Origin of the sequence: Sulfitobacter sp. OXR-159 (genome assembly GCF_034377145.1) — a bacterium.
In the GTDB taxonomy this organism is placed as follows: Bacteria; Pseudomonadota; Alphaproteobacteria; order Rhodobacterales; family Rhodobacteraceae; genus Sulfitobacter.
This window is the reverse complement of sequence record NZ_CP139707.1, coordinates 72539-94199: the sequence shown is the minus strand read 5'-3', so window position 1 is coordinate 94199 and position 21661 is coordinate 72539. Positions and strand designations below refer to the sequence as shown.

The window sequence follows — 21661 nt, the reverse complement described above, 5'->3', positions numbered from 1 at the left end:
CACAAGAGCCAGTCAAAGGGGCCAGCCAAAGCGTTTGAACCGGGCAACGATCTTTTCTTCGGCCTCGGCGCGGCCTGCGTTGATGCAATGCTCTTGCCAGAACCACCGGATATAAGCGGCGAAATCCGGGGCAGCCTGCCCCACGGCGTCAAAGCTGTGGCTGAGATCCGCAAGATCCGCCCGCACGCCGATATGGTGGAAATCGATCTGGCCAAAGAACAACGCCGGTTTGCCAAAGAAGTAACCAGAGAAGGCGGCTGCTGAATTCTGCGTCACGACGAATGCACAGCTTTGCAAATGCCGCACCATCTCACCCATCGTCAGTGTCAATTTTGGATGGCGCGCAGCGAGCGCTTCAAGCGCGGTTTGCTCCTCGGGGCTATAGAACTCTTTCGGGTGCAAGGCCGCGACGACGGGGCCGGTGCTATGATCAAGAGTGAGGGTCAGCATTTCAAGTGGGCTGCAAGATTGAAAAGACCGCCGCTGCAACAAGCGGCCCTGTAGCGGCACGTAGATCGGCCCATCGCGGTTGGACTGTTGCGGCGCATCTCCGAACAGGCGCTTTTGCCAGAAACTGTAGAAGCGTTGCGCCTGCTTTGGATCGACACCGCTTGGATCAAACTCGGCCACGGCGACATCCCAAAGCCACCGTTCAGGGCGCGCTTCGATCTGCCAAAAGGGGTAGTAGTAGCAGCGCCGAAAGACCAAACCGCGGGACGTTGGGGCAGGGGCCATATGGCTTAATGAAAGCGCATCAGCCGCGCGGGCGGGCGCGCCGATATCTCGATATGTGACCCTAAATTGAGCATTTTCGAGGACACGCGCGAGTTTTCCGATGAAGTTATGCGTCCCGGCTTCGGCGCTCTGCCGTAGCGGGGGTTCAAGGTAGATATTAACTTGGGCGTGATCCTGCATCGCCAGAGGCTAGCCGGTCGCCCGACCGCTCACAAGCGGCGCTGCCCTTGTCCTGCCCTGCCACGGGGGCCATATAGAGCGCCAAGCGACAGGAGGCCCCATGGCACAGAACGACGATTTCCCCGGTTGGCACGGGACCACGATCATTGGCGTCAAAAAAGGCGGCGAAGTAGTAATTGCCGGTGACGGACAGGTCAGCCTTGGCCAGACCGTGATCAAAGGCACCGCGCGCAAAGTGCGCAAGCTCAGCCCCGGCGGCTATGACGTTGTGGCGGGGTTTGCGGGGTCCACGGCAGATGCCTTTACCCTGCTGGAACGGTTGGAGGCCAAGCTCGAAGCGACACCGGGGCAATTGGCCCGCGCGAGTGTCGAATTGGCCAAGGACTGGCGCACCGACAAATACCTGCAAAAGCTCGAAGCGATGCTGATCGTGACCGACGGGAAAGACCTGCTGGTCATCACCGGCGCGGGCGATGTGCTGGAGCCCGAACATGAGGTCGCGGCCATCGGGTCGGGCGGGAACTATGCCCTCGCCGCTGCGCGCGGCATGATGGACAGCGACCGCGACGCCGAAACCATTGCCCGTGATGCCATGGCGATCGCCGCCGACATCTGCGTCTACACCAACGGCAAACTCACCGTGGAGAAAATCACCGCATGACCGACCTGACCCCCCGCGAGATCGTATCCGAATTGGACCGCTATATCATCGGCCAGAATGACGCCAAACGCGCCGTAGCCGTGGCCCTGCGCAACCGCTGGCGCCGCAAACAGCTAAGCGATGACCTGCGCGACGAAGTCTATCCCAAGAACATCCTGATGATCGGCCCCACCGGCGTCGGCAAGACCGAGATCAGCCGCCGTCTGGCAAAGCTGGCCCGCGCGCCGTTCATCAAGATCGAAGCGACGAAATTCACCGAAGTGGGCTATGTTGGCCGCGACGTGGAGCAGATCATCCGTGATCTTGTGGACAGCGCCATCGCCATGACCCGCGATTTCATGCGTGAAGACGTGAAAACCAAGGCCGAGCAGGCCGCCGAAGAGCGCGTGATCGACGCCATCGCCGGCACCGATGCCCGCGACGGCACGCGCGAGATGTTCCGCAAGAAGCTCCGCAGTGGTGAGCTGGATGACACGATGATCGAGCTTGAGGTCTCCGATACCTCCAGCCCCTTCCCAATGATGGACATTCCCGGCCAACAGGGCATGGGGATGATGAACCTTGGCGATATGTTTGGCAAAGCCATGGGGGGGCGCACCACCAAAAAACGCATGGCCGTGGCCGATAGCTATGAGGTGCTGGTCGGCGAAGAAGCCGACAAACTGCTGGACGATGAAGCCGTGAACCGCGCCGCCATCGAGGCTGTCGAGCAGAACGGCATCGTCTTTTTGGATGAGATCGACAAGGTCTGCGCCCGTTCCGATGCGCGGGGCGGTGATGTTTCACGTGAAGGGGTGCAGCGCGATCTGCTGCCGCTGATCGAAGGCACCGTGGTGTCGACGAAATACGGCACGGTTAAGACCGATCATATCCTCTTTATCGCCTCTGGTGCCTTCCACATCGCCAAGCCGTCGGACCTGTTGCCCGAGCTTCAGGGCCGTCTGCCGATCCGCGTCGAACTGCGGGCGCTGACGGAGGGTGATTTTGTTCGCATCCTGACCGAGACCGACAATGCGCTGACGCGGCAATACACCGCCCTGATGGGGACCGAAGATCTGACCGTCACCTTCACCGAAGAGGGCATCGCGGCGCTGGCCAAGATCGCGGCGGATGTGAACACCTCAGTCGAAAATATCGGCGCGCGGCGGCTTTATACGGTGATGGAACGGGTGTTCGAAGAGGTCTCCTTTGATGCGCCCGACCGGTCGGGGCAGGAGATCACGGTTAATGCCGACTTTGTCGAAAAGAACCTTGGCGAACTGACCCGCTCCACCGATCTAAGCCGCTACGTTCTTTAGGGCTTTCCTTTCCTCCTTGCCCCGGCGATGAAAGGGGCATGGAGTACCTCTCATTTTTGCGGCGCAACTGGCTGTTTCTGCTGGCCGGTTTCCTGCTGACATTCACCTCGTCCTATGGGCAAACCTATTTCATCTCGCTCTTTGCCGGGGCGGTGAAGGGCGATTTTGGCCTGAGTGATGGGCAATGGGGCGGCATCTATACCATCGGCACGACGCTTTCGGCAGTCACCATGGTCTGGGCCGGGGTGCTGACGGATCGTTTTCGCGTGCGGGTGCTGGCCTTTGGCGTGATGGTGGCGCTTGCCGGGGCCTGTTTGGCGATGGCGGCAGTGCCTAATTGGATCGCGCTGATCTTCGTTATCTATGCCTTGCGGCTAACCGGGCAGGGCATGATGTCTCAGCTTGGGCAGGTCGCCATGGTGCGCTGGTTTGAGGCATCACGTGGCAAAGCGCTTTCGCTATCCTCTATGGGATTTGCGGCCGGTCAGGCGTTTCTTCCGGTAATCTTTGTGGCGCTTTTCGCCAGCTTTCATTGGCGCAGCCTTTGGGTGCTGGCCGCCGGGCTGGTGCTGCTGACCATCCCGGTGATCCTGATGCTGCTGCGTCAAGAGCGCACCCCGCAGAGCATGGCGGATCAGGCGCAGCGCGCGGGCATGGAGGGGCGGCATTGGACGCGGGCAGAGATGTTCCGTTCGGGCCTGTTTTGGATGATCATCCCTCTCGCCATCGGCCCCGCTGCATGGGGCACCGCGCTGTTTTTCCAGCAGGTTCACCTGACCGAAGTGAAAGGCTGGGCCTTGGTCGAATTCGTGGCGCTTATGCCAGTCTACACCCTCTCGGCGGTGGCCTCGACCTTCCTTTCGGGCTGGGCGATTGACCGCTTTGGTGTCAGCCGCGTGGTGCCTGTGATGATGCTGCCCTTTGCCCTGTCATTCGCGGTGCTGGCCTATGCCGATACGCTGTGGATGGCGGGGATCGGTTTGGTGATTTTCGGCTTCGGGCAAGGCATGCAATCCACCGCACCGGCGGCGTTCTGGGCCGAGTACTTCGGCACCCGCCATGTGGGGTCGATCAAAGCAGTAGCCGCGGCGCTGATGGTCTTTGGCTCGGCCATCGGGCCGGGGGTGACGGGTCTGTTCATCGACTTGGGCGTCGATTTCCCGCAGCAAATGTTGCCGATTGCGGTCTACTATCTGGTGGCGGCTGGATTGGCCGCATGGGCGATCAGACGCTATAGGCCGCTGTTGCGCGGCTAACGGTTGCGCCGGAGATAGACGTAATAGGCCCCGCCGCCGCCGTGGCTGACATGGGCCTGCGCAATCTGAAGCACAAGGCCGTTGAGCGGCGGCATCGACAGCCATTGCGGCACCTGATGGCGCAAAACACCATCGCGCACAGGGATCGGGCCACCATCGTCGCGGCGCTTGCCCTTGCCGGTGATGACCAGCACCAACCGCTTGCCCCGCGCATGGGCATCCATGATGAAGCCGTTCAACACCGGATGCGCGCGGTCAAGCGTCATGCCATGAAGATCAATCCGGCCTTCGGGGCGCAGTTTGCCGCGCTTCAGCTTGCCGAAGGCTTTGTGATCCATCTGAACCGGGGCGGCTTTCATCTGTTCTGACAATGTCGGGCGCAAGTCATTGCTGCGTTTCTTCATGGTCGGCTGAGGCTTGTTGCCTTGGAGCGCGATTTTGGCCCGACGGACCTGCGGCGGGGCAGGGGCGGGCGCGTCGATCTCCTGCGTGAAAAGCTTGTTCAGCTCCAGCTTCTCTGTCCGTTCCGTGACCCTGCGCCAAAGCGCAAGATCGTCTTCGTTCAGGCGGCGGCGTTTCATATCGCGCTCTCCGGCAGGAAAGCATAGGCGCGTTGGATCGGCATCAAAACCATCATCCGCCCCGCGTCGCGCAGGCGGCCTGCCTCGCGGCCCGCTTTGTCGCCGGTGCCAAAGAACACATCCGCACGCTGCGTGCCCTTGATGGCCGAGCCTGTATCCTGCGCGACCATCAAGCGCCGCATGGGTTTCTTGCCGTCTTTTTCGATCCAAACCGGCGCGCCAAGCGGCACATGCGACGGGTCCACCGCGATGCTGCGCAGCGTGGTGATAGAACGGTTCATCGCCCCAAGCGGCCCCTTGTCGGCGGGCACCCGGCTGACCTCTCGAAAGAAAACATAGGATGGATTGTGATAGAGCAATTCGCGGCCATCTTCGGGGTTGCGGCGCACCCAATTCTTGATGACATCGGCGCTAACCTGATGCGCCTCATAGACCCCGCGCCGCACCAGTTCGACCCCGACAGAGCGGTAATCATGGCCATTCGCCCCCCGGTAGCCCACGCGCAGGTAGCTGCCGTTGGGCAGGCGGATACGGCCAGAGCCTTGAATTTGCAAAAAGAAAAGCTCAACCGGGTCATCGACCCAAGCGATTTCCAATCCGCGGTCCCGCATCACGTCGCCATCTAGGATCTCACGTCTGGTGAGCCAGGGGCGGTTCTCTTCGGCCTCGGGGGGCATGGCGTAGATGGGGTACTGAAACCGCGCAGAGGGGTAGAGATCGCCGTCCAACTCTGGCTCGAAATACCCTGTGAACAGCCCATCTTTCCCGTCTTCCATCAACACGGGCCGGAAGAACAATTCGAAAAACTGCCGGGGGTCGGGGCCATCTTTGGCCAGCTTGCACAGCGCGCGCCAATCGACATCTTTCATGTCGCCGCAAGTGCTGGTGAACACCTCAAAGGCGGCGGCGTGGTCATCTTCGGCCCAGCCGTCAAGCTGGTCGAAATCCATCACCGTATAATGCACCTCTGCTGCGGACGGCGTGTTCATCGACACACCGCCCAACAGCGCAAGTGCGCCGAGCGCACGCGCTACCCGTCTGTGGAAACCAACAGCCAATTCGGATCATCCGAGCCCATGACACGGGCGAAGACCCATGTATCTTTTTGGCGTTTGATTTCGTTGCTGCTGCCCTCGACAACCTCGCCTTCGCGGTTGCGTACTTCAGAGGTCAGCTCTCCCACGAAGCGAATGGTGAGTTCGGCTTCTTTGGTGGTCTCGTCCATCGTGGCGTCGACCAATTCCATTTCACGCACGCCGATAAAGTTGGCGTCGATCGTCAGACCTTGATCCTCGCGCGCCGCGACACCGTCAACAAAGCTTTCATAGACATCATCGGCCAGAAACGGCTGAATTTCTGCCAGATCGCCACGCTCGTAGCCCATGACGATCATCTCATAGGCACCGCGTGCGCCTTGCAGAAAATCGCTGACGCCGAACGAGGGCTCAACCCGTTTCATCTCGGCCAGTGCCTTGCCCGAGGAGCTGTCTTCGGGAACGTGGTCGGTGATATCGAGATCGGGGCCGCCCTCGATCACCTCAAACGCGGGGCCACTGCGGGCGCTTGGCGTTTGATCGGTTACCGGGGGCTTTTCAAAACCCTCGCGGGTGCCAAGCACGTTTTTCAGCCGCAGGATCAGGAATACGGCGATACCGGCAAGCACCAGAAGCTGTATCAGGGGAGAATTCATCGAAACCTCATTCAGGGGTGGCATGGAAACATGCGTGTTAAGCTCTTATGTAGGTGTTCGACCGGGGCAAGTCCACTCTGCCCCCAGCGAAAGGACCCCGCCACATGTGGCTATTGATCGCATTTATCGCCGTGCCTCTGATCGAGATCACGCTTTTCATCCAAGTCGGTGGCGCCATCGGCCTTGGCTGGACGCTGGCCGTGGTGGTGCTGACCGCCGTTCTGGGCACATGGTTGGTGCGCTCTCAAGGGGCGCTGGCGCTTGGTCAATTGCGCAGTTCCTTCAATGACCTGCGCGACCCGACAGAGCCTTTGGTACATGGCGCGATGATCCTGTTTTCCGGCGCGCTGCTGCTGACACCGGGTTTTTTCACCGATGCTGTCGGCTTTGCTTTCCTGATCCCGCGCTTCCGGCAGGCGGCCTACAGCGCGATCCGCGACCGGGTGAAGGTCCAAAGCTTTGGCACCCCGGGCGGCATGGGCCCGCGCCCCGGCCCGCAGGGCAGACGCGACCCGCGCGGTCGCGGTGACGTGATCGATGGCGATTTCCATGAGATCCCCGAACAGCCGCGCCAGACCAAGGGCCCCTCCGGCTGGACTAAGGATTGAGCGGCCCGTGCCGACCTGCTAAGTCCGGATAGATTTAAGAAATTCACCACAACAGGACACAGAAAATGGCAGAAAACGAAACAGCGCAACCGAAACAGCCGCAGATGCGCGTGCTGGGCCAGTTCATCCGCGACATGTCGTTTGAGAACATCATGGCGCAAAAGGGCGCCCCTGCAGATGTGCAGCCCGATGTGCAGGTTCAGGTCAACCTCGACGCGAAAAAGCGTGGTGGGGAGAACCAGTATGAGACCGCGATCAAGCTGAACATCACCTCGAAAGCGAAAGACGGCGACGCGACGCTCTTCGTGCTGGAAATCGACTATGTCGGTATTTTCCAAGTCGAAAGCGTGCCTGAAGAGCAGATGCACCCCTATCTGCTGATCGAATGCCCGCGGATGATCTTCCCCTTCCTGCGCCGCATCGTCAGCGACGTGACCCGCGATGGTGGCTTCCCGCCGCTGAACCTTGAGAACATCGACTTCCTGTCGCTCTACCGCAACGAAGTTGCCCGCCGTCAGGCCGAGACCCCGCCAAAAGCCGACGCCTAAGCGTCAGCCAAGCTGTTTCCACAGCGCATCGTCGCCCAGTTTGCCGACAAATTCGGCATGGGCGGCGGCTTCGGCCTCTGTCAGACGCGAGGGCAGGGGATTGGGCCGCGGTTTCGCGATCCAGCGCGTGTCAGGCTCACCGGATTTCCGTTCGGGCGCCGATGACAGCGCAAAGTCGGGCTGCCGCCCCCCGATCAATTCCAGATAGACTTCGGCCAGAATCTCACTGTCGAGCAAAGCGCCGTGCAGCGTCCGCGAGGTATTGTCGATCCCAAAGCGGCGGCAGAGCGCGTCGAGCGAGGCGGGCGAGCCGGGGAAGCGTTTCCTCGCAATTTCAAGCGTATCAAGCGCTTGTTCCCATGGGATTTGAGGCAGACCCATCCAGCGCAGCTCGGCGTTCAGGAATTTAATGTCGAAGGCAGCGTTGTGAATGATCAGCTTGGACGTGCCAATAAAGTCGAGGAATGACTTGCCGATCTGCGCAAACTTGGGCTTGTCGCGCAGGAAATCATCACCCAACCCGTGCACCTGAAACGCCTCTTCGGGCATGGAGCGTTCGGGGTTGATATATTGGTGGTAGGTCTCGCCCGTGGACATATGGTTCATCAGCTCGACCGCACCGATTTCGACGATACGGTCGCCGCTTTCGGGGTCAAAGCCGGTGGTTTCGGTATCGAGCACGATTTCACGCATGACGTAGCTTTTCCCTAATGTGGCGGATCACATCCCGCACCTGCGCGCGGGCATGGTCAGGCGTGTCGGTCACTATCACATAGTCGGACCGGGCGCACTTCTCTTTGGCGGGCATCTGCTTGGCGCGGATGGTATCGAATTGCGCCTCGGTCATGGTGCCACGGGCAAGCACGCGGTCGCGTTGGACGGCGTCGGGGATGGTGACGCAGACCACCGCGTCCATCGCAGCGTCGCCGCCAGTTTCAAACAGCAACGGAATGTCGAGGACGGCAATGTCGCTATGAGCCTCGGCCAGAAATGTCGCCCGGTCTTGGGTCACCAATGGATGTACGATGGACTCGATCCGGGGCAGGGCGGTTGGATCAGCGGCGATGATCTCTTTCAATGCGGCGCGAGAAACCGCGTCAGCCTCTATCGCCGTCGGAAACGCCGCCTGCATGGGCGCGACCGCCGGGCCCCCCTTTGCATAAAGCCGGTGCACCGCTGCATCGGCATCCCACACGGCGCAGCCTTCCTCGGCAAACATCTTTGCCGTAGTCGATTTGCCCATGCCGATCGACCCGGTGAGCCCGAGGTGAAACATCAGCGCAGCACCGCCGTGCGCGTGGCGCGATTGACCTCGGGCCGCTGACCGAACCAACGCTCAAAGGCGGGCACCGCCTGATGCAATAACATGCCAAGGCCGTCGACCGTGACACAGCCCATTTCCTCGGCCGTTTCCAGCAGATGTGTCCGCAGCGGCGTATAAACGAGGTCCGTCACCACGGTGCCGGGGCGCAGCCCATCAAGCGGCACACGCAAAGCACCCTTGCCAATCATACCAAGCGATGTGGTGTTCACCACCAAGGCGGCATGATCAATCATATTGCCTGCCTGCATCCAATCGACGACTTTGACCCTGCTGCCAAAATCGCGCTGCAACTGCTCTGCCCGCACGCGGGTGCGGTTCGACAGGCAGATCTCAGGCACCCCAGCGTCCAAAAGCGACGAGACCACAGCGCGCGCCGCGCCGCCTGCACCCAAGATCGCCGCTGGTCCGGATTTTGGATCCCAATCGGGCGCTCCGGCTTTGAGGTTTTCGATGAATCCATAGCCATCCGTATTATCCGCATGAATTTTGCCATCGGGACGAAAGATCAGCGTATTGGCGGCACCAATCAATGTGGCGCGGTCGGTGATCAGATCCGCAATCTTCATCACCGCTTCCTTATGGGGGATCGTCAGATTTACCCCGACGAAACCCATCTTGGGCAGTGTCCGCAAAACCTCCTTCAGATCATCGGGCGCCACATCAAGCGGTACATAATGACCCGCGATGCCGTAGGTCTCTAGCCAATGGCGGTGCAGTTGCGGGGATTTGGAATGCGCGATGGGCGATCCGATCACACCGGCAAGGGGGATTTTGGACAGGCTCATGTCGTGAGGTCTCCGCGCAGCGTCAGGTAATTCAGCAGTTCAAGAAATGGCATACCGAGGACGTGAAAGTAATCCCCCTCAATCTGGCTGAACAGCCGCACACCTTCTTCTTCCAGCTTATAGCAGCCCACCGCGTAGCGGATGCTGTCCCAGTTCCGTTCGACGTAGTCCTTAATATAGGCGTCACTGGCGTCACGCATCCGCAGCCGCACTTGGCCGACATGCCGCCACAGCGGTTCACCATCTTCGTAGAGCACGGCGGCAGAGAGCAGCGAATGCCGATCCCCGCGCAACTGGTAAAGCTGCGCGATGGCCTCATCCCGATCACGCGGCTTGTGCAACATCTCTCCGCGATGCTCCAAGACCTGATCGCAGCCCAATACCAGGGCGCCGGGGTGTTTTTCGCTCACATTGCGGGCCTTCATCTCGGCCAATGTATCGGCGATGTCGCGCGGTTTCGCCGCCTCTGCGCGCAGGGCAGCGGTGATCATCTCTTCGTCGATCCGCGCCGGGATCACCTCATGCGGGATCGCGGCCTGCGCCAAGAGTTTTGCGCGGATCTCCGAGCCGGAGGCGAGGACGATTTTCTGCGGCATGTGGATAACCCTGTGATGATCTGGCGCAAATCTTGAGGATTTGTTCTGCGAGATAAAAGTTGACAGCACAAGCCCGCAGATCTCGCCCCGAGTCGCGGTTTTTGTCGCCGATTCCCACCCCGATGGATAGGGATAAGCCGCTTGTGCGTATAACCACGGCACTTCATCGGTTATCCCCTCTTTGATACATTTTGTCCCCCGGAAAATACGCTGGCAAGATCCTGAGAAAGTTCAACATTCGCGAATCGGGGCGGGTTTATCCACAGGTGGCGGTGAAGTTTGTTCACCTGTTGATAAGCGGCTGTATAAATCATTAATCCACAGGAATCCGGTTCCCTACAATCAACTACATCTTTTCTCTTTTCTTATTTATTAAGAAAGAAGCACGCACACCGGAGCCGTCCCCATGTTTGATCTTCTCAGCCTCGCCTATCCGTGGATCAAAGCGCTCCATATCGTGTCCGTCATCAGTTGGATGGCCGCGCTCTTCTATCTGCCCCGGCTCTTCGTGCATCATGTCGAACAGGCAGGCTCGGCAGGTCGGATGCATGAGACCTTCTCGATGATGGAATTTAAGCTCGCTCAGTTCATCATGCGCCCCGCGATGATGGCGACATGGGGTTTCGGCCTCGCCCTCGTTCTGACGCCCGGAATCGTGGATTGGACGATGATCTGGCCTTGGACCAAGGGTGCTAGCGTCGTCGCCATGACGGTTTTCCACATTTGGTTGAAAAAACAGGTCAAATCCGTCAAAAGCGGCGACAGCACGGTGACAGGCCGTCAGTTCCGCCTTTTGAACGAGGTGCCGACGCTTTTGATGATCGTGATCGTCTTCTCGGTCGTTGTGAAATTCTGAAGCAATTGACTCAAGCAGCCCCGTTGCCTATATCTGCGCCACTGTCCCGTCCGGGGCGGTTTCTGCTTGCCACATTCAAATGATCGACCAGCCCGCATTCTGCTGCGGCTGAACAGGATGCTCCATGACAACCGAAACGCTGAACCTCGCTGATCTCAAGGCGCAGACGCCGAAAAACCTGCTCGCCATGGCCGAAGAGCTGGAAATCGAAAACGCCTCGACCATGCGTAAAGGCGAGATGATGTTCCAAATTCTTCGCGAACGCGCGGATGACGGTTGGGAGATCTCGGGCGATGGCGTCTTGGAAGTGCTGCAAGACGGATTCGGTTTCCTGCGCTCGCCCGAAGCGAACTATCTGCCGGGCCCCGATGACATCTATGTCTCGCCCGACATGATCCGCAAATGGTCGCTGCGTACCGGGGACACCATCGAGGGGCTGATCAAGGCGCCCGACGACACCGAACGCTATTTCGCGCTGACCGAAGTGACCAAGATCAACTTTGAGGCGCCTGAGAAGGCCCGCCATAAGGTTGCTTTTGAAAACCTGACGCCGCTCTACCCTGACGAGCGCCTGACGATGGAGGTCGATGACCCCACTATCAAAGACCGCTCCGCGCGGATCATCGACCTCGTGTCGCCCATCGGTAAGGGTCAGCGTTCGCTGATCGTCGCCCCGCCGCGCACCGGTAAGACCGTGCTGCTGCAAAACATCGCCAATAGCATCGAAAAGAACCACCCAGAGTGCTATCTCATCGTCTTGCTGATCGACGAACGGCCCGAGGAAGTCACCGACATGCAGCGTTCGGTAAAGGGGGAGGTCGTTTCCTCCACTTTCGACGAACCTGCAACGCGCCACGTGGCCGTGTCCGAGATGGTGATCGAGAAAGCCAAGCGTCTTGTCGAACACAAGCGCGACGTGGTGATCTTGCTCGATTCGATCACCCGTCTGGGCCGCGCGTTCAACACCGTGGTGCCATCTTCGGGTAAGGTTCTGACCGGTGGTGTCGACGCAAACGCCCTGCAGCGCCCAAAACGCTTCTTCGGTGCCGCACGGAACATTGAAGAGGGCGGATCGCTCACCATCATCGCGACCGCGCTGATCGACACCGGCAGCCGCATGGACGAAGTGATCTTTGAAGAGTTCAAAGGTACCGGCAACTCCGAAATCGTGCTGGACCGCAAGATCGCCGACAAGCGCGTCTTCCCGGCGATCGACATCCTCAAATCCGGCACCCGGAAAGAGGATTTGCTGGTCGATAAAGTGGACTTGCAAAAGACCTTTGTCCTGCGCCGCATTCTCAACCCGATGGGGACCACCGACGCCATCGAGTTCCTGCTCGGCAAACTCAAGCAGACCAAGTCGAATTCTGACTTCTTCGACTCCATGAACACCTGAGTTATTTATTAATAACAATAGGTTAGTGAGATATGGACACGATATTCGCCCAAGCGTCAGCGCCGGGCCGTGCCGGAGTTGCGGTGATCCGCATTTCCGGCCCGCAGGCCTTTGCGATCGCAGAGAAGATCACGGGCCAACGTCCTAAGGGGCGCGAAAGCGTGTTACGCAATCTTCGGGGCGCCGATGGGGAGGTCATTGACCAAGCCTTGGTGCTCAGCTTTCCCGGGCCGAATTCCTTCACCGGCGAGGATGTTGTCGAGCTGCAAGTGCACGGATCGATCGCTGTCGTGCGCGCTATGCTCTCACTGCTCTCGACATTCCCGGAAACACGAATGGCTGAGGCAGGTGAATTCACCCGTCGCGCTCTAGAAAATGAAAAATTGGACCTCGCACAGGTTGAAGGGCTGGCAGATCTCATCGAAGCCGAAACTGAGGCTCAAAGAAAGCAAGCTCTTCGCGTTCTCTCCGGGCACCTTGGCGCACGGGTCGAAGACTGGCGGAAAGACCTGATCCGTGCCGCAGCCCTGCTTGAAGCGACGATCGACTTCGCAGACGAAGAGGTGCCCGTCGATGTCACCCCAGAGGTCGACGCGCTGCTGACCAAAGTCGGGAAAGAGCTGGAGGCCGAATCGCGGGGCACCTATGTCGCAGAGCGCGTTCGGAATGGCTTCGAGGTAGCCATCATCGGCGCACCGAACGCCGGTAAATCGACCCTGCTAAATGCTCTCGCAGGACGTGACGCCGCGATTACTTCCGAAATTGCAGGCACGACCCGGGACGTTATCGAGGTGAGGATGGACCTCGGCGGCCTGCCGGTGACACTGCTGGATACGGCGGGTCTGCGCGATAGCGATGATAAGATTGAGGCCATGGGAATCGAGCGGGCTGTCGAGCGCGCGAAAGCCGCGGACTTGCGAGTCTTCCTTGCCGCCCCGGATGAGACTTTGATGATCGCTCCGGAGTCCGATGATATCTTGGTCCGGCCAAAAGCGGATCTTTCAGGTATCAAAGAAAGTGGGATCTCCGGAAAAACCGGGCAGGGCGTCTCTGAGCTTATTTCTCGGGTCCAAACGACACTTTCGACGAAGAGCGCCAGCATCGGACTCGCGACGCATGAGCGACATCGCGTCGCTCTGGAGCAAGCTGTCTCGTGTTTGGCTGAGGTAGATGTTATCCTGCAGCGTGGACCCGACTTTTATGATCTGGCCGCGGCGGAATTGCGATTCGCTATACGCGCGCTCGAATCTTTAGTAGGCCGAATAGATGTCGAAAACTTGCTGGATGAAATCTTCACCAGCTTTTGCGTAGGTAAATGATGGAGTGTTTCACGTGAAACATTTTGATGTGATCGTGATCGGCGGCGGCCATGCGGGCGCGGAAGCGGCTCACGCTTCGGCGCGCCTCGGAGCTCATACCGCTCTTGTGACGATGGACCGGAGCGGCATAGGTGTGATGTCTTGCAATCCTGCGATTGGAGGGCTGGGCAAAGGTCACCTCGTCCGCGAGATTGATGCGATGGACGGCGTTATGGGGCGGGTGGCAGATAAGGCGGGCATTCAGTTTCGTCTGCTGAACCGTCGCAAAGGCCCCGCGGTGCAAGGCCCGCGAGCCCAGGCAGACCGCAAAATCTACCGTACCGAGATGCTCAAAGAGATCGAAGGCCAAGAGAACCTCGATATTGTCGAAGGCGAAGTCGTGGATTTCGCAATGGATGGTGACACTGTCGCTGGGGTGGTATTGGCCGACGGTGCTACTCTCCGAGCTACCTCTGTGGTCCTAACCACTGGAACCTTTTTGCGTGGCGTCATTCATATCGGCGACGTCTCGCGTCAGGGCGGTCGGATGGGCGACAAAGCCTCCGTTCGTCTCGCTAAGCGGATCGACTCCTTCGGCCTTCCTATGGGACGGTTGAAGACAGGAACACCGCCGCGCCTGGACGGCCGAACCATTAACTGGGATATTTTGGAGAAACAGCCTGGCGACGAGGAGCCTGTCGTATTTTCCTTTCTTTCGACTACGGTATCCGCGCCGCAGGTCGCCTGCGGAATAACGCACACCAACGAGAAAACTCATCAGATCATTCGCGAGAACCTCGATAGGTCCGCCATGTATGGAGGGCATATCGATGGCGTGGGCCCGCGTTATTGCCCATCTATTGAAGACAAGGTGGTTCGATTTGCGGATAAAGACTCGCATCAGGTTTTCTTGGAGCCTGAGGGCGTAGACGACCATACTGTATACCCGAACGGAATTTCAACATCGTTGCCGGAAGACATACAAGAGGCCTACGTACGGAGTATGGTCGGGCTCGAAAATGCAGTAATCATACAGCCCGGCTATGCCATCGAATACGATTATATAGACCCGCGTGCTTTGTCTTCGACCCTCGCTGTGCGGACCGTGCCGGGCCTCTATTTGGCGGGTCAGATCAATGGTACCACAGGATATGAAGAGGCCGCTGCTCAGGGCCTCGTCGCTGGCTTGAACGCCGCGCTAACGTCACTGGGTAGGGACGCTGTAACCTTCGGGCGGGCAGAGAGCTATATCGGTGTCATGATTGATGACCTGACGACCCGTGGTGTGAGCGAGCCATATCGCATGTTTACGTCCCGGGCGGAGTTCCGTCTATCCTTACGCGCGGATAATGCGGACCAGCGCTTGACACCCGTGGCAATGGAGATCGGCTGCGTATCGGAAGCTCGTTGTAAGACTTTCCAGCGTAAGCTGGCCTCTTTGAAGGCCATTAAACAGCAATTACTCTCTAAAGAATTTACCCCCAAAGAACTCTTGGAGGCCGGTATTGCCGTCAACCAAGATGGTTCTAAACGGAATGGCTTTCAAGTACTCGCATTCCCAGACGTTAAGTTCGAAGATCTATTGTCGCTCGATAGTAGCCTTGAGGAAGCCTCACAAGAGGTACGACGCCAGATCGAGCGCGATGCGCTTTACGCGACCTATATCTCTCGCCAGCAGAACGAGATCGATCTCCTTAAGAAGGACGAGGGCCTTCGGATACCAGCTGATTTCATGTTTGACGACCTTGCGGGGCTCTCTAATGAATTGAAATCGAAGATCGCGGCGGCCCGACCTGAAACGATGGCACAGGCAGCCCGTATCGACGGGATGACGCCGGCTGCCCTAACTTTGATCCTCGCGCGGGTGAAAAGGCGATCGGGTAAGAGGTCCGCATGACGATAAAATATGACCTGAATGTTTCACGTGAAACATTTTCCAAGCTGGAAGCCTTCGCAGATTTGGTTCGAAAATGGAATCCGAAGATCAATTTAGTTTCCAAAAACAGCTTGGATGATCTCTGGCAGCGTCATATTCTCGATTCCGTACAGGTTTTTGAACTTGCAGAGGGCGAGGGCCATTGGGTTGATCTTGGCAGCGGCGGAGGGTTTCCGGGAATTGTGGTTGCGATTCTCAATCAAGAAGCGCAGACCTTTCAAGTGACCATGGTCGAAAGTGATCAACGCAAATGCGCGTTTCTCCGTACCGCTATTCGTGAACTCGGCCTGACCGCATTAGTGAAAACTGAGAGGATCGAGCAGTTGGATGGTCTCAAAGCCGATCTATTGTCGGCACGAGCCCTTGCAGATTTGACCCAGCTTTTGGACTTCACTGACCTTCATCTAAATCCTGACGGTACCGCGCTCTTTCCCAAGGGGCAGAATTGGCAAAGCGAAGACAGTGATGCTAAGAAAGTCTGGACCTACGCGCTCGAAGCCATAGAGAGCAAAACAAATCCAGCTGCCGCTATTTTGAAGATTAAGGATATTGCCCGTGTCTGACCTCTCTCGTCCGGCTGGACCGAAAATCGTTGCCATTGCGAACCAAAAGGGCGGCGTTGGTAAGACCACTACCACCATCAACCTCGCAGCAGCGCTTGCAGAGGCAGGCAAGCGAATCCTCGTTGTCGATCTTGACCCGCAGGGGAACGCCTCTACCGGGCTTGGGATCGAAGTAGAGGATCGAGAGTTCACGACCTATGATCTTTTGCTTGACGACAGCTTGCCGCAGGATGTCATTCAGCGCACTGAGACGGATGGATTGCTTATCGTTCCCGCGACGGTCGACCTTAGCTCTGCAGATATTGAGCTTTTCTCGAATGAGAAGAGGAGCTTCCTTCTTCATGATGCGCTGCGGCAACCAGCAATGGATCAGTTTGAGTTCGACTATATCCTGATCGACTGCCCTCCATCTCTCAACCTATTGACGGTAAACGCGATGATCGCGGCGCATTCTGTTCTGGTGCCGCTTCAGAGCGAGTTTTTCGCGCTGGAGGGTCTTTCACAGCTTATGCTTACGATCCGCGAAGTGCGGCAGAGCGGGAATAAAGAGCTGAGGATCGAGGGCGTGCTTCTTACGATGTATGATAGGCGGAATAACCTGTCGCAGCAGGTTGAGAGTGATGCGCGTTCGAACCTGGGAGATTTGGTGTTCCAGACCGTCATCCCGCGGAATGTTCGGGTAAGCGAAGCGCCAAGTTTTGCGATGCCTGTTTTGAGTTACGATCCTACTTCGAAAGGGGCCCAAGCCTACCGCGATTTGGCGGCAGAGCTAACGAGAAACAATGGTTAATAAGGTGGCAGTATGGCAGATAAACAAGAGCGTAAACGGGGCCTTGGCCGGGGGCTTTCGGCACTGATGGCGGATGTAGCTGAGACAGAGAGCGTGGCCGCCAAGGGGGCCGCGGCGGCGGAGCAGTTCGTTCCGATTGAGCGGATCAAGCCGAACCCAGATCAGCCGCGTAAACGGTTTGAGCAAGAGCATCTGGACGACCTCGCCGCATCTATCAAGGAGAAGGGGGTCATTCAGCCCCTGATCGTGCGTGCGCTGGACAATGGTAACTTTGAGATTGTCGCGGGTGAGCGGCGGTGGCGTGCTTCCCAAATCGCGAAGATACATAGCCTTCCGGTCATCGTGCGCGAGTTCACAGATGTTGAAGTGCTTGAAGTTGCGATTATCGAAAACATCCAGCGGGCCGACCTGAACTCGGTCGAAGAAGCGGCGGGTTATCGTCAGCTGATGGATAAATTCGGGCACACACAGGAGAAGATGGCAGAGGCTCTTGGCAAGAGCCGGAGCCATATTGCGAACCTTTTGCGTCTGTTGAACCTGCCGGATCCGGTCCAGGAAATGGTGCGTCAGAATGAATTAAGCGCGGGGCACGCGCGGGCGCTGATCCCTGCAAAGGACCCGATGAAATTGGCCCAGCAGGTCATCAAGGGTGGCCTTTCCGTGCGCGCAACCGAAGCGTTGGTCAAGAAAGATCAGGCTGGCGAGCGCGGAAATATGGTAAATAAAGAGCGCCTCTCGCAGCGCTCAGAGAAAGACGCCGATACTCAGGCGCTTGAAGGCGACCTGTCAGCTAACCTTGGTATGAAGGTTAGTTTGGACCATAAACCGGGCCAAGAAGCGGGTAAGGTGACGTTGCACTATACCACGCTTGACCAGTTGGACGAGATCTGCCGCCTGCTGGGCGGGTCCTAGGGCAAAAGCGTTTCGATCACGGCGTTTAGAACAATAACGCCTTGATCGGACACGATTAATCTGCCTGCTTCGCGCTTTGCCATGCCAATATCTTGCAGGTGATCGACGGCCTTTTCGTCGATTTCATGCCCGGCGATCTCGACGTAGCGAGCCAGATCGACGCCTTCTTTCAGGCGCAGACCCATAAGGAGAAACTCGGTCGCCTGTTCGCTTCGGCTGATGGCGGCGCGGGGTTTCTCCGCTTGGCCTTTCGCGACACCATCAAGCCACCGTTGCGGATTGCTATAGGCGACGGTTGCCAACTTCTGTCCGTCAAGCGTCAGCCGTCCGTGCGCGCCGGGGCCGATACCGATATAATCGCCGTAGCGCCAATAGATCAGGTTGTGACGCGATTGGGCGCCATCGCGCGCGTGATTTGAAACCTCATAGGCGGGCATGCCCATATCGTTGCAAATGTCTTGTGTCAGAGTGAACATATCCGCGCCCAAGTCTTCGTCGGGCAGGCCGCGCAGCTTGCCACGGGCATAGCGGTCGCCGAAAGCAGTGCCTTGTTCGATGGTCAGTTGGTAGAGCGAAATATGGTCTATCGCAAGCGATAGAGCCTGCTTTAGCTCGGCTTCCCATTGGGCCGCGGTTTGATCCTGACGGCCATAGATAAGATCGAAACTGACCCGTTCGAACGTATTGCGGGCGATATCGAAAGCCGTCATCGCCTCTTTCGCAGAGTGCAGGCGGCCCAAACGCTTGAGATCTGAATCGTTGAGCGCCTGAATTCCCATAGAGACACGTGAAACGCCGGCTTGTCGGTAAGCGGTGAAACGGCCCGCTTCGACAGAACCGGGGTTGGCTTCGAGCGTGATCTCCAGATCATTTGCGGTGGGCCAGTGTCGCCGGATCGCGGCAATGATATCGGCCACGACATCCGGGTCCATCAGGCTGGGTGTGCCGCCCCCGAAAAAGACTGCGTTGAGGACGCGGCCCGGTGTCTCATCCGCCGCTCTCTGAAGCTCGGCCAGATAGGCATCACGCCAGGCGGTTTGGTCAATCCGGCGGCTGACATGGCTGTTGAAGTCGCAATAGGGACATTTCGCCTCGCAAAATGGCCAGTGGATATAAAGGCCGAAGCCGCCCTGTTGCCAATCTTCAGCCAAAACAGCCCGCAATCAATTTCGCAAAAGCATCGGCGCGGTGGCTGATGCTGTTTTTCTGTTCCGCGTCCATCTCGGCGAATGTGAAGTCATGCCCATCGGGTTGGAACATCGGGTCATAGCCATGCCCTTGTTCACCCCGCATGGGCCAAACCAGCGTGCCATTTACCTTACCCGCAAAGACTTCGTCGTGGCCATCGGGCCAAGCCAGCACCAGCGTCGCGCAAAAGCGGGCGCGGCGCGGGTGGGGGGCGTTCTTTTCTTCCAACAGGTCCCGCGTTTTGGTCATGGCCATGATAAAATCGCGGCCATTCTCGGTCTCTGCCCAGTCGGCGGTATAGACACCGGGGGCGTTGTCCAGCGCTTCGACCTCAATGCCGGAATCGTCGGCCAAGGCGGGCATGCCGGTGGCCTTGGCCGCCGCATGTGCCTTGATCCGCGCGTTGCCAACGAATGTGGCCTCGGTCTCTTCGGGCTCGGGCAGGTCCATCTCTGCCGCGCCGACGACCTCTACCCCGTGGGGCGCGAAAAGCTGGCGCATTTCGTCCAGTTTGCCCGCGTTATGGGTGGCGATCAGGATCCGGCTTTCGGTGAACTTGCGTGTCATGCGGTGACCGATTTCTGAATCGCGGCCAGTTCGCCGACGCCTTTTTCGGCCAGATCCATCAGCTGGTTCATCTGGTCGCGCGTATAGGTAGAGCCTTCGGCGCTCATCTGGACTTCGATCAGCTTGCCGGACCCCGTCATGATGAAGTTACCGTCAACGCCGGCCTCAGAGTCTTCGGGATAATCGAGGTCAAGCACCGGCTGTCCTGCATAGATACCACAACTTACCGCAGCGACCGGATCAACCAGCGGATCAGAGACGACATCGCCCGCTTTCATCAGTTTGTTCACGGCCAAACGCAGGGCAATCCAACCGCCGGTGATCGACGCGCAGCGGGTGCCGCCATCGGCCTGAAGCACGTCACAATCGACGGTGATCTGACGCTCTCCCAGAGCGGAGCGGTCGACACCGGCGCGCAGGGCGCGACCGATCAGGCGCTGGATCTCGACCGTGCGGCCCCCTTGCTTACCCGAAGCAGCCTCTCGGCGCATCCGTGTATTGGTGGCGCGGGGCAGCATGCCGTATTCGGCGGTGACCCAACCCAGACCGGAGCCTTTGATAAACGGCGGCACGCGGTCTTCGATCGTGGCGGTGCACAGCACATGGGTATCGCCCATCTTGATCAGGGCCGACCCTTCGGCGTGTTTGGTGAAACCTGTCTCGATCGAGACGGCGCGCATTTCATCGAGTTTCCGGCCAGAGGGACGCATGACATATCCTTTTTGATGTTGCCCGGGGATACCGCCCCACAAGGCTTTGATGCAACCCCGATTGACGTTTGCCCGGCTTGTACCTTTATTGGGGAAGAGAGCGAGCACCGATGAAAAACACGCCTGAATTGCTGAAAGACATGAACGACCGGTCCCGCGAAGTGTTTCGCCGGGTGGTCGAAGGCTATCTGGAAAGTGGCGATCCCGTCGGGTCGCGCACGCTGACGCGCGACTTCAGCGAAAAGGTTTCGGCAGCGACGATCCGCAATGTGATGCAGGATCTCGAATACATGGGGCTGCTCGACAGCCCGCATGTCTCGGCCGGGCGGATTCCAACCCAATTGGGGCTGCGGATGTTCGTCGATGGCATGATCGAGATTGGCGACCCGACCGAGTTGGACCGCGAAAAGATTGACGCGACGCTGGGCAATAATTCGTCCGATGTGGGCGGGCTTTTGGACCGGATTGGCTCTGCCTTGTCGGGAGTTACGCATGGCGCCTCTCTTGTGCTGACGCCGAAGCACGAAGCGCCGATAAAGCATATCGAATTCGTCTCTCTGTCGCCTGATAGGGCCTTGGTTGTGCTCGTCTTTTCCGATGGCCATGTGGAAAACCGGCTTTTCACGCCTCCGCCGGGGCAAACGCCCAGTTCGATGCGCGAGGCGGCGAATTTTCTGAATGCTTTCGTTGAGGGAAAGACCCTCAGCGAATTGCAACGCAGCATCAAACAAGAGATCGCCAAACGCCGTCAGGAGATTGACGTCTTGGCCCAGCAACTGGTCGAGAGCGGTGCCGTGCTCTGGGACGCAGAAGGGGAGCATTCCGAACGCTTGATTGTCCGGGGCCGGTCGAATCTGCTGAGCGGGGAGGGGGAGGCCGAAGACCTCGACCGTATCCGCAGCCTCTTTGATGACCTTGAGCGCAAGCGAGACATCGCCGAATTCCTCGAACTGGCCGAAGATGGGGACGGTGTGCGCATTTTTATCGGCTCCGAAAACAAACTTTTCTCACTTTCGGGTTCCTCTCTGGTCGTTTCCCCTTATATGAACGCTGATCGTAAGGTGATCGGCGCCGTGGGTGTCATTGGCCCGACACGCTTAAATTATGGACGTATCGTGCCGATTGTGAACTACACGGCACAACTGGTGGGAAAGCTGATTTCCGACCGGAACTAGAGGTGGAA

The 21661-nt window shown here is 58.5% G+C and carries 24 protein-coding genes; 13 read left to right on the top strand and 11 right to left on the bottom strand.

All coding sequences use genetic code 11. From position 1 onward, the window contains the following. Positions 1 to 12: 12 nt before the first annotated feature. A complete protein-coding gene (locus tag T8A63_RS00440; protein ID WP_322344673.1) occupies positions 13 to 915 on the bottom strand; it encodes a hypothetical protein in 903 nt (300 codons plus the stop codon). 100 nt (positions 916 to 1015) lie between these two features. Between T8A63_RS00440 and hslV the strand changes: the two genes are divergently transcribed. From hslV to T8A63_RS00425, 3 genes are read left to right on the top strand one after another with little or no spacing between them, the layout of a single operon-like run. After that, positions 1016 to 1576: an ATP-dependent protease subunit HslV gene (hslV, locus tag T8A63_RS00435; RefSeq protein ID WP_067623712.1), complete on the top strand. Its 561-nt coding sequence runs from the start codon at positions 1016 to 1018 to the stop codon at positions 1574 to 1576. Then, positions 1573 to 2874, top strand: coding sequence for an ATP-dependent protease ATPase subunit HslU (hslU, locus tag T8A63_RS00430; RefSeq protein WP_067623710.1), 1302 nt, complete (start codon positions 1573 to 1575; stop codon positions 2872 to 2874). The genes hslV and hslU overlap by 4 nt, the downstream gene beginning before the upstream one ends. Before the next feature lie 38 nt (positions 2875 to 2912). Next, positions 2913 to 4130 carry an MFS transporter gene (locus T8A63_RS00425; RefSeq protein ID WP_322344672.1) on the top strand — a complete coding sequence of 406 codons (1218 nt, stop codon included), beginning with the start codon at positions 2913 to 2915 and terminating at the stop codon, positions 4128 to 4130. Here the strand turns inward: T8A63_RS00425 and T8A63_RS00420 are convergent. The 3 genes from T8A63_RS00420 to T8A63_RS00410 are packed head-to-tail and all read right to left on the bottom strand — an operon-like array spanning position 4127 to position 6401. Next, positions 4127 to 4711, bottom strand: a complete 585-nt coding sequence (locus T8A63_RS00420; RefSeq protein WP_322344671.1) for a Smr/MutS family protein — start codon at positions 4709 to 4711, stop codon at positions 4127 to 4129. The genes T8A63_RS00425 and T8A63_RS00420 overlap by 4 nt on opposite strands. Beyond that, positions 4708 to 5700 (bottom strand): murein transglycosylase A, encoded by a 993-nt coding sequence (locus tag T8A63_RS00415; RefSeq protein WP_322344670.1) that lies wholly within the window; start codon positions 5698 to 5700, stop codon positions 4708 to 4710. Before T8A63_RS00415 ends, T8A63_RS00420 begins: the two co-directional genes overlap by 4 nt. A gap of 41 nt (positions 5701 to 5741) precedes the next feature. Next, positions 5742 to 6401, bottom strand: coding sequence for a Tim44/TimA family putative adaptor protein (locus T8A63_RS00410; RefSeq protein WP_259946790.1), 660 nt, complete (start codon positions 6399 to 6401; stop codon positions 5742 to 5744). 104 nt (positions 6402 to 6505) lie between these two features. Between T8A63_RS00410 and T8A63_RS00405 the strand changes: the two genes are divergently transcribed. Both T8A63_RS00405 and secB read left to right on the top strand, forming a co-directional pair. Continuing rightward, entirely contained in the window at positions 6506 to 7009 is a 504-nt protein-coding gene (locus tag T8A63_RS00405; RefSeq protein WP_067623697.1) for an FxsA family protein, read from the top strand. 65 nt (positions 7010 to 7074) lie between these two features. After that, positions 7075 to 7557, top strand: a complete 483-nt coding sequence (secB, locus tag T8A63_RS00400) for a protein-export chaperone SecB (RefSeq protein ID WP_067623694.1) — start codon at positions 7075 to 7077, stop codon at positions 7555 to 7557. A 3-nt stretch (positions 7558 to 7560) separates the two neighbouring features. On the opposite strand, the gene dnaQ is transcribed toward secB, so the two are convergent. From dnaQ to T8A63_RS00380, 4 genes are read right to left on the bottom strand one after another with little or no spacing between them, the layout of a single operon-like run. Then, the gene (dnaQ, locus tag T8A63_RS00395; RefSeq protein ID WP_322344669.1) at positions 7561 to 8250 is read right to left on the bottom strand and encodes a DNA polymerase III subunit epsilon; all 690 of its coding nucleotides are present in this window, start codon (positions 8248 to 8250) and stop codon (positions 7561 to 7563) included. Then, positions 8243 to 8833, bottom strand: a complete 591-nt coding sequence (gene coaE, locus T8A63_RS00390) for a dephospho-CoA kinase (protein WP_322344668.1) — start codon at positions 8831 to 8833, stop codon at positions 8243 to 8245. Before coaE ends, dnaQ begins: the two co-directional genes overlap by 8 nt. Further along, positions 8833 to 9666, bottom strand: a complete 834-nt coding sequence (locus tag T8A63_RS00385; RefSeq protein ID WP_322344667.1) for a shikimate dehydrogenase — start codon at positions 9664 to 9666, stop codon at positions 8833 to 8835. Before T8A63_RS00385 ends, coaE begins: the two co-directional genes overlap by 1 nt. Further along, positions 9663 to 10262 carry a Maf family protein gene (locus T8A63_RS00380; RefSeq protein ID WP_322344666.1) on the bottom strand — a complete coding sequence of 200 codons (600 nt, stop codon included), beginning with the start codon at positions 10260 to 10262 and terminating at the stop codon, positions 9663 to 9665. The genes T8A63_RS00385 and T8A63_RS00380 overlap by 4 nt, the downstream gene beginning before the upstream one ends. Positions 10263 to 10668: 406 nt before the next feature. Between T8A63_RS00380 and T8A63_RS00375 the strand changes: the two genes are divergently transcribed. The 7 genes from T8A63_RS00375 (at position 10669) to T8A63_RS00345 (ending at position 18013) form a co-directional block, all read left to right on the top strand. Beyond that, entirely contained in the window at positions 10669 to 11118 is a 450-nt protein-coding gene (locus tag T8A63_RS00375; protein WP_322344665.1) for a CopD family protein, read from the top strand. Between the two features lie 124 nt (positions 11119 to 11242). Further along, positions 11243 to 12514, top strand: coding sequence for a transcription termination factor Rho (rho, locus tag T8A63_RS00370; protein ID WP_067267859.1), 1272 nt, complete (start codon positions 11243 to 11245; stop codon positions 12512 to 12514). Positions 12515 to 12546: 32 nt separating this feature from the next. Beyond that, a complete protein-coding gene (gene mnmE / locus T8A63_RS00365; protein ID WP_322344664.1) occupies positions 12547 to 13833 on the top strand; it encodes a tRNA uridine-5-carboxymethylaminomethyl(34) synthesis GTPase MnmE in 1287 nt (428 codons plus the stop codon). 13 nt (positions 13834 to 13846) lie between these two features. Next, positions 13847 to 15709, top strand: a complete 1863-nt coding sequence (gene mnmG, locus T8A63_RS00360; RefSeq protein ID WP_416153224.1) for a tRNA uridine-5-carboxymethylaminomethyl(34) synthesis enzyme MnmG — start codon at positions 13847 to 13849, stop codon at positions 15707 to 15709. After that, complete coding sequence (gene rsmG / locus T8A63_RS00355; RefSeq protein ID WP_322344662.1) at positions 15706 to 16311, top strand: 16S rRNA (guanine(527)-N(7))-methyltransferase RsmG; 606 nt, start codon at positions 15706 to 15708, stop codon at positions 16309 to 16311. Before mnmG ends, rsmG begins: the two co-directional genes overlap by 4 nt. After that, positions 16304 to 17101, top strand: coding sequence for a ParA family protein (locus tag T8A63_RS00350; RefSeq protein WP_067630794.1), 798 nt, complete (start codon positions 16304 to 16306; stop codon positions 17099 to 17101). Before rsmG ends, T8A63_RS00350 begins: the two co-directional genes overlap by 8 nt. 12 nt (positions 17102 to 17113) lie before the next feature. Next, positions 17114 to 18013 (top strand): ParB/RepB/Spo0J family partition protein, encoded by a 900-nt coding sequence (locus T8A63_RS00345; protein ID WP_067630797.1) that lies wholly within the window; start codon positions 17114 to 17116, stop codon positions 18011 to 18013. Here the strand turns inward: T8A63_RS00345 and hemW are convergent. The 3 genes from hemW to rph are packed head-to-tail and all read right to left on the bottom strand — an operon-like array spanning position 18010 to position 20478. Next, positions 18010 to 19164: a radical SAM family heme chaperone HemW gene (gene hemW, locus T8A63_RS00340; protein ID WP_322344661.1), complete on the bottom strand. Its 1155-nt coding sequence runs from the start codon at positions 19162 to 19164 to the stop codon at positions 18010 to 18012. The two genes, T8A63_RS00345 and hemW, sit on opposite strands and share 4 nt — an antisense overlap. Beyond that, positions 19157 to 19768 carry an RdgB/HAM1 family non-canonical purine NTP pyrophosphatase gene (rdgB, locus tag T8A63_RS00335; protein WP_322344660.1) on the bottom strand — a complete coding sequence of 204 codons (612 nt, stop codon included), beginning with the start codon at positions 19766 to 19768 and terminating at the stop codon, positions 19157 to 19159. The genes hemW and rdgB overlap by 8 nt, the downstream gene beginning before the upstream one ends. Further along, entirely contained in the window at positions 19765 to 20478 is a 714-nt protein-coding gene (rph, locus tag T8A63_RS00330; protein ID WP_067630810.1) for a ribonuclease PH, read from the bottom strand. The genes rdgB and rph overlap by 4 nt, the downstream gene beginning before the upstream one ends. A 110-nt stretch (positions 20479 to 20588) precedes the next feature. Here rph and hrcA point away from each other — a divergent pair, with 110 nt between their 5' ends. Next, entirely contained in the window at positions 20589 to 21653 is a 1065-nt protein-coding gene (hrcA, locus tag T8A63_RS00325; RefSeq protein ID WP_120349793.1) for a heat-inducible transcriptional repressor HrcA, read from the top strand. Positions 21654 to 21661 lie beyond the last annotated feature (8 nt).

Excerpts from the sequence above, each read along its gene's own strand:
- T8A63_RS00440 (WP_322344673.1), bottom strand. The coding sequence starts at position 915 with ATGCAGGATCACGCCCAAGTTAATATCTACCTTGAACCCCCGCTACGG.
- hslV (WP_067623712.1), top strand. The coding sequence starts at position 1,016 with ATGGCACAGAACGACGATTTCCCCGGTTGGCACGGGACCACGATCATT.
- hslU (WP_067623710.1), top strand. The coding sequence starts at position 1,573 with ATGACCGACCTGACCCCCCGCGAGATCGTATCCGAATTGGACCGCTAT.
- T8A63_RS00425 (WP_322344672.1), top strand. The coding sequence starts at position 2,913 with ATGGAGTACCTCTCATTTTTGCGGCGCAACTGGCTGTTTCTGCTGGCC.
- T8A63_RS00420 (WP_322344671.1), bottom strand. The coding sequence starts at position 4,711 with ATGAAACGCCGCCGCCTGAACGAAGACGATCTTGCGCTTTGGCGCAGG.
- T8A63_RS00415 (WP_322344670.1), bottom strand. The coding sequence starts at position 5,700 with ATGAACACGCCGTCCGCAGCAGAGGTGCATTATACGGTGATGGATTTC.
- T8A63_RS00410 (WP_259946790.1), bottom strand. The coding sequence starts at position 6,401 with ATGAATTCTCCCCTGATACAGCTTCTGGTGCTTGCCGGTATCGCCGTA.
- T8A63_RS00405 (WP_067623697.1), top strand. The coding sequence starts at position 6,506 with ATGTGGCTATTGATCGCATTTATCGCCGTGCCTCTGATCGAGATCACG.
- secB (WP_067623694.1), top strand. The coding sequence starts at position 7,075 with ATGGCAGAAAACGAAACAGCGCAACCGAAACAGCCGCAGATGCGCGTG.
- dnaQ (WP_322344669.1), bottom strand. The coding sequence starts at position 8,250 with ATGCGTGAAATCGTGCTCGATACCGAAACCACCGGCTTTGACCCCGAA.
- coaE (WP_322344668.1), bottom strand. The coding sequence starts at position 8,833 with ATGTTTCACCTCGGGCTCACCGGGTCGATCGGCATGGGCAAATCGACT.
- T8A63_RS00385 (WP_322344667.1), bottom strand. The coding sequence starts at position 9,666 with ATGAGCCTGTCCAAAATCCCCCTTGCCGGTGTGATCGGATCGCCCATC.
- T8A63_RS00380 (WP_322344666.1), bottom strand. The coding sequence starts at position 10,262 with ATGCCGCAGAAAATCGTCCTCGCCTCCGGCTCGGAGATCCGCGCAAAA.
- T8A63_RS00375 (WP_322344665.1), top strand. The coding sequence starts at position 10,669 with ATGTTTGATCTTCTCAGCCTCGCCTATCCGTGGATCAAAGCGCTCCAT.
- rho (WP_067267859.1), top strand. The coding sequence starts at position 11,243 with ATGACAACCGAAACGCTGAACCTCGCTGATCTCAAGGCGCAGACGCCG.
- mnmE (WP_322344664.1), top strand. The coding sequence starts at position 12,547 with ATGGACACGATATTCGCCCAAGCGTCAGCGCCGGGCCGTGCCGGAGTT.
- rsmG (WP_322344662.1), top strand. The coding sequence starts at position 15,706 with ATGACGATAAAATATGACCTGAATGTTTCACGTGAAACATTTTCCAAG.
- T8A63_RS00345 (WP_067630797.1), top strand. The coding sequence starts at position 17,114 with ATGGCAGATAAACAAGAGCGTAAACGGGGCCTTGGCCGGGGGCTTTCG.
- rdgB (WP_322344660.1), bottom strand. The coding sequence starts at position 19,768 with ATGACACGCAAGTTCACCGAAAGCCGGATCCTGATCGCCACCCATAAC.
- rph (WP_067630810.1), bottom strand. The coding sequence starts at position 20,478 with ATGCGTCCCTCTGGCCGGAAACTCGATGAAATGCGCGCCGTCTCGATC.
- hrcA (WP_120349793.1), top strand. The coding sequence starts at position 20,589 with ATGAAAAACACGCCTGAATTGCTGAAAGACATGAACGACCGGTCCCGC.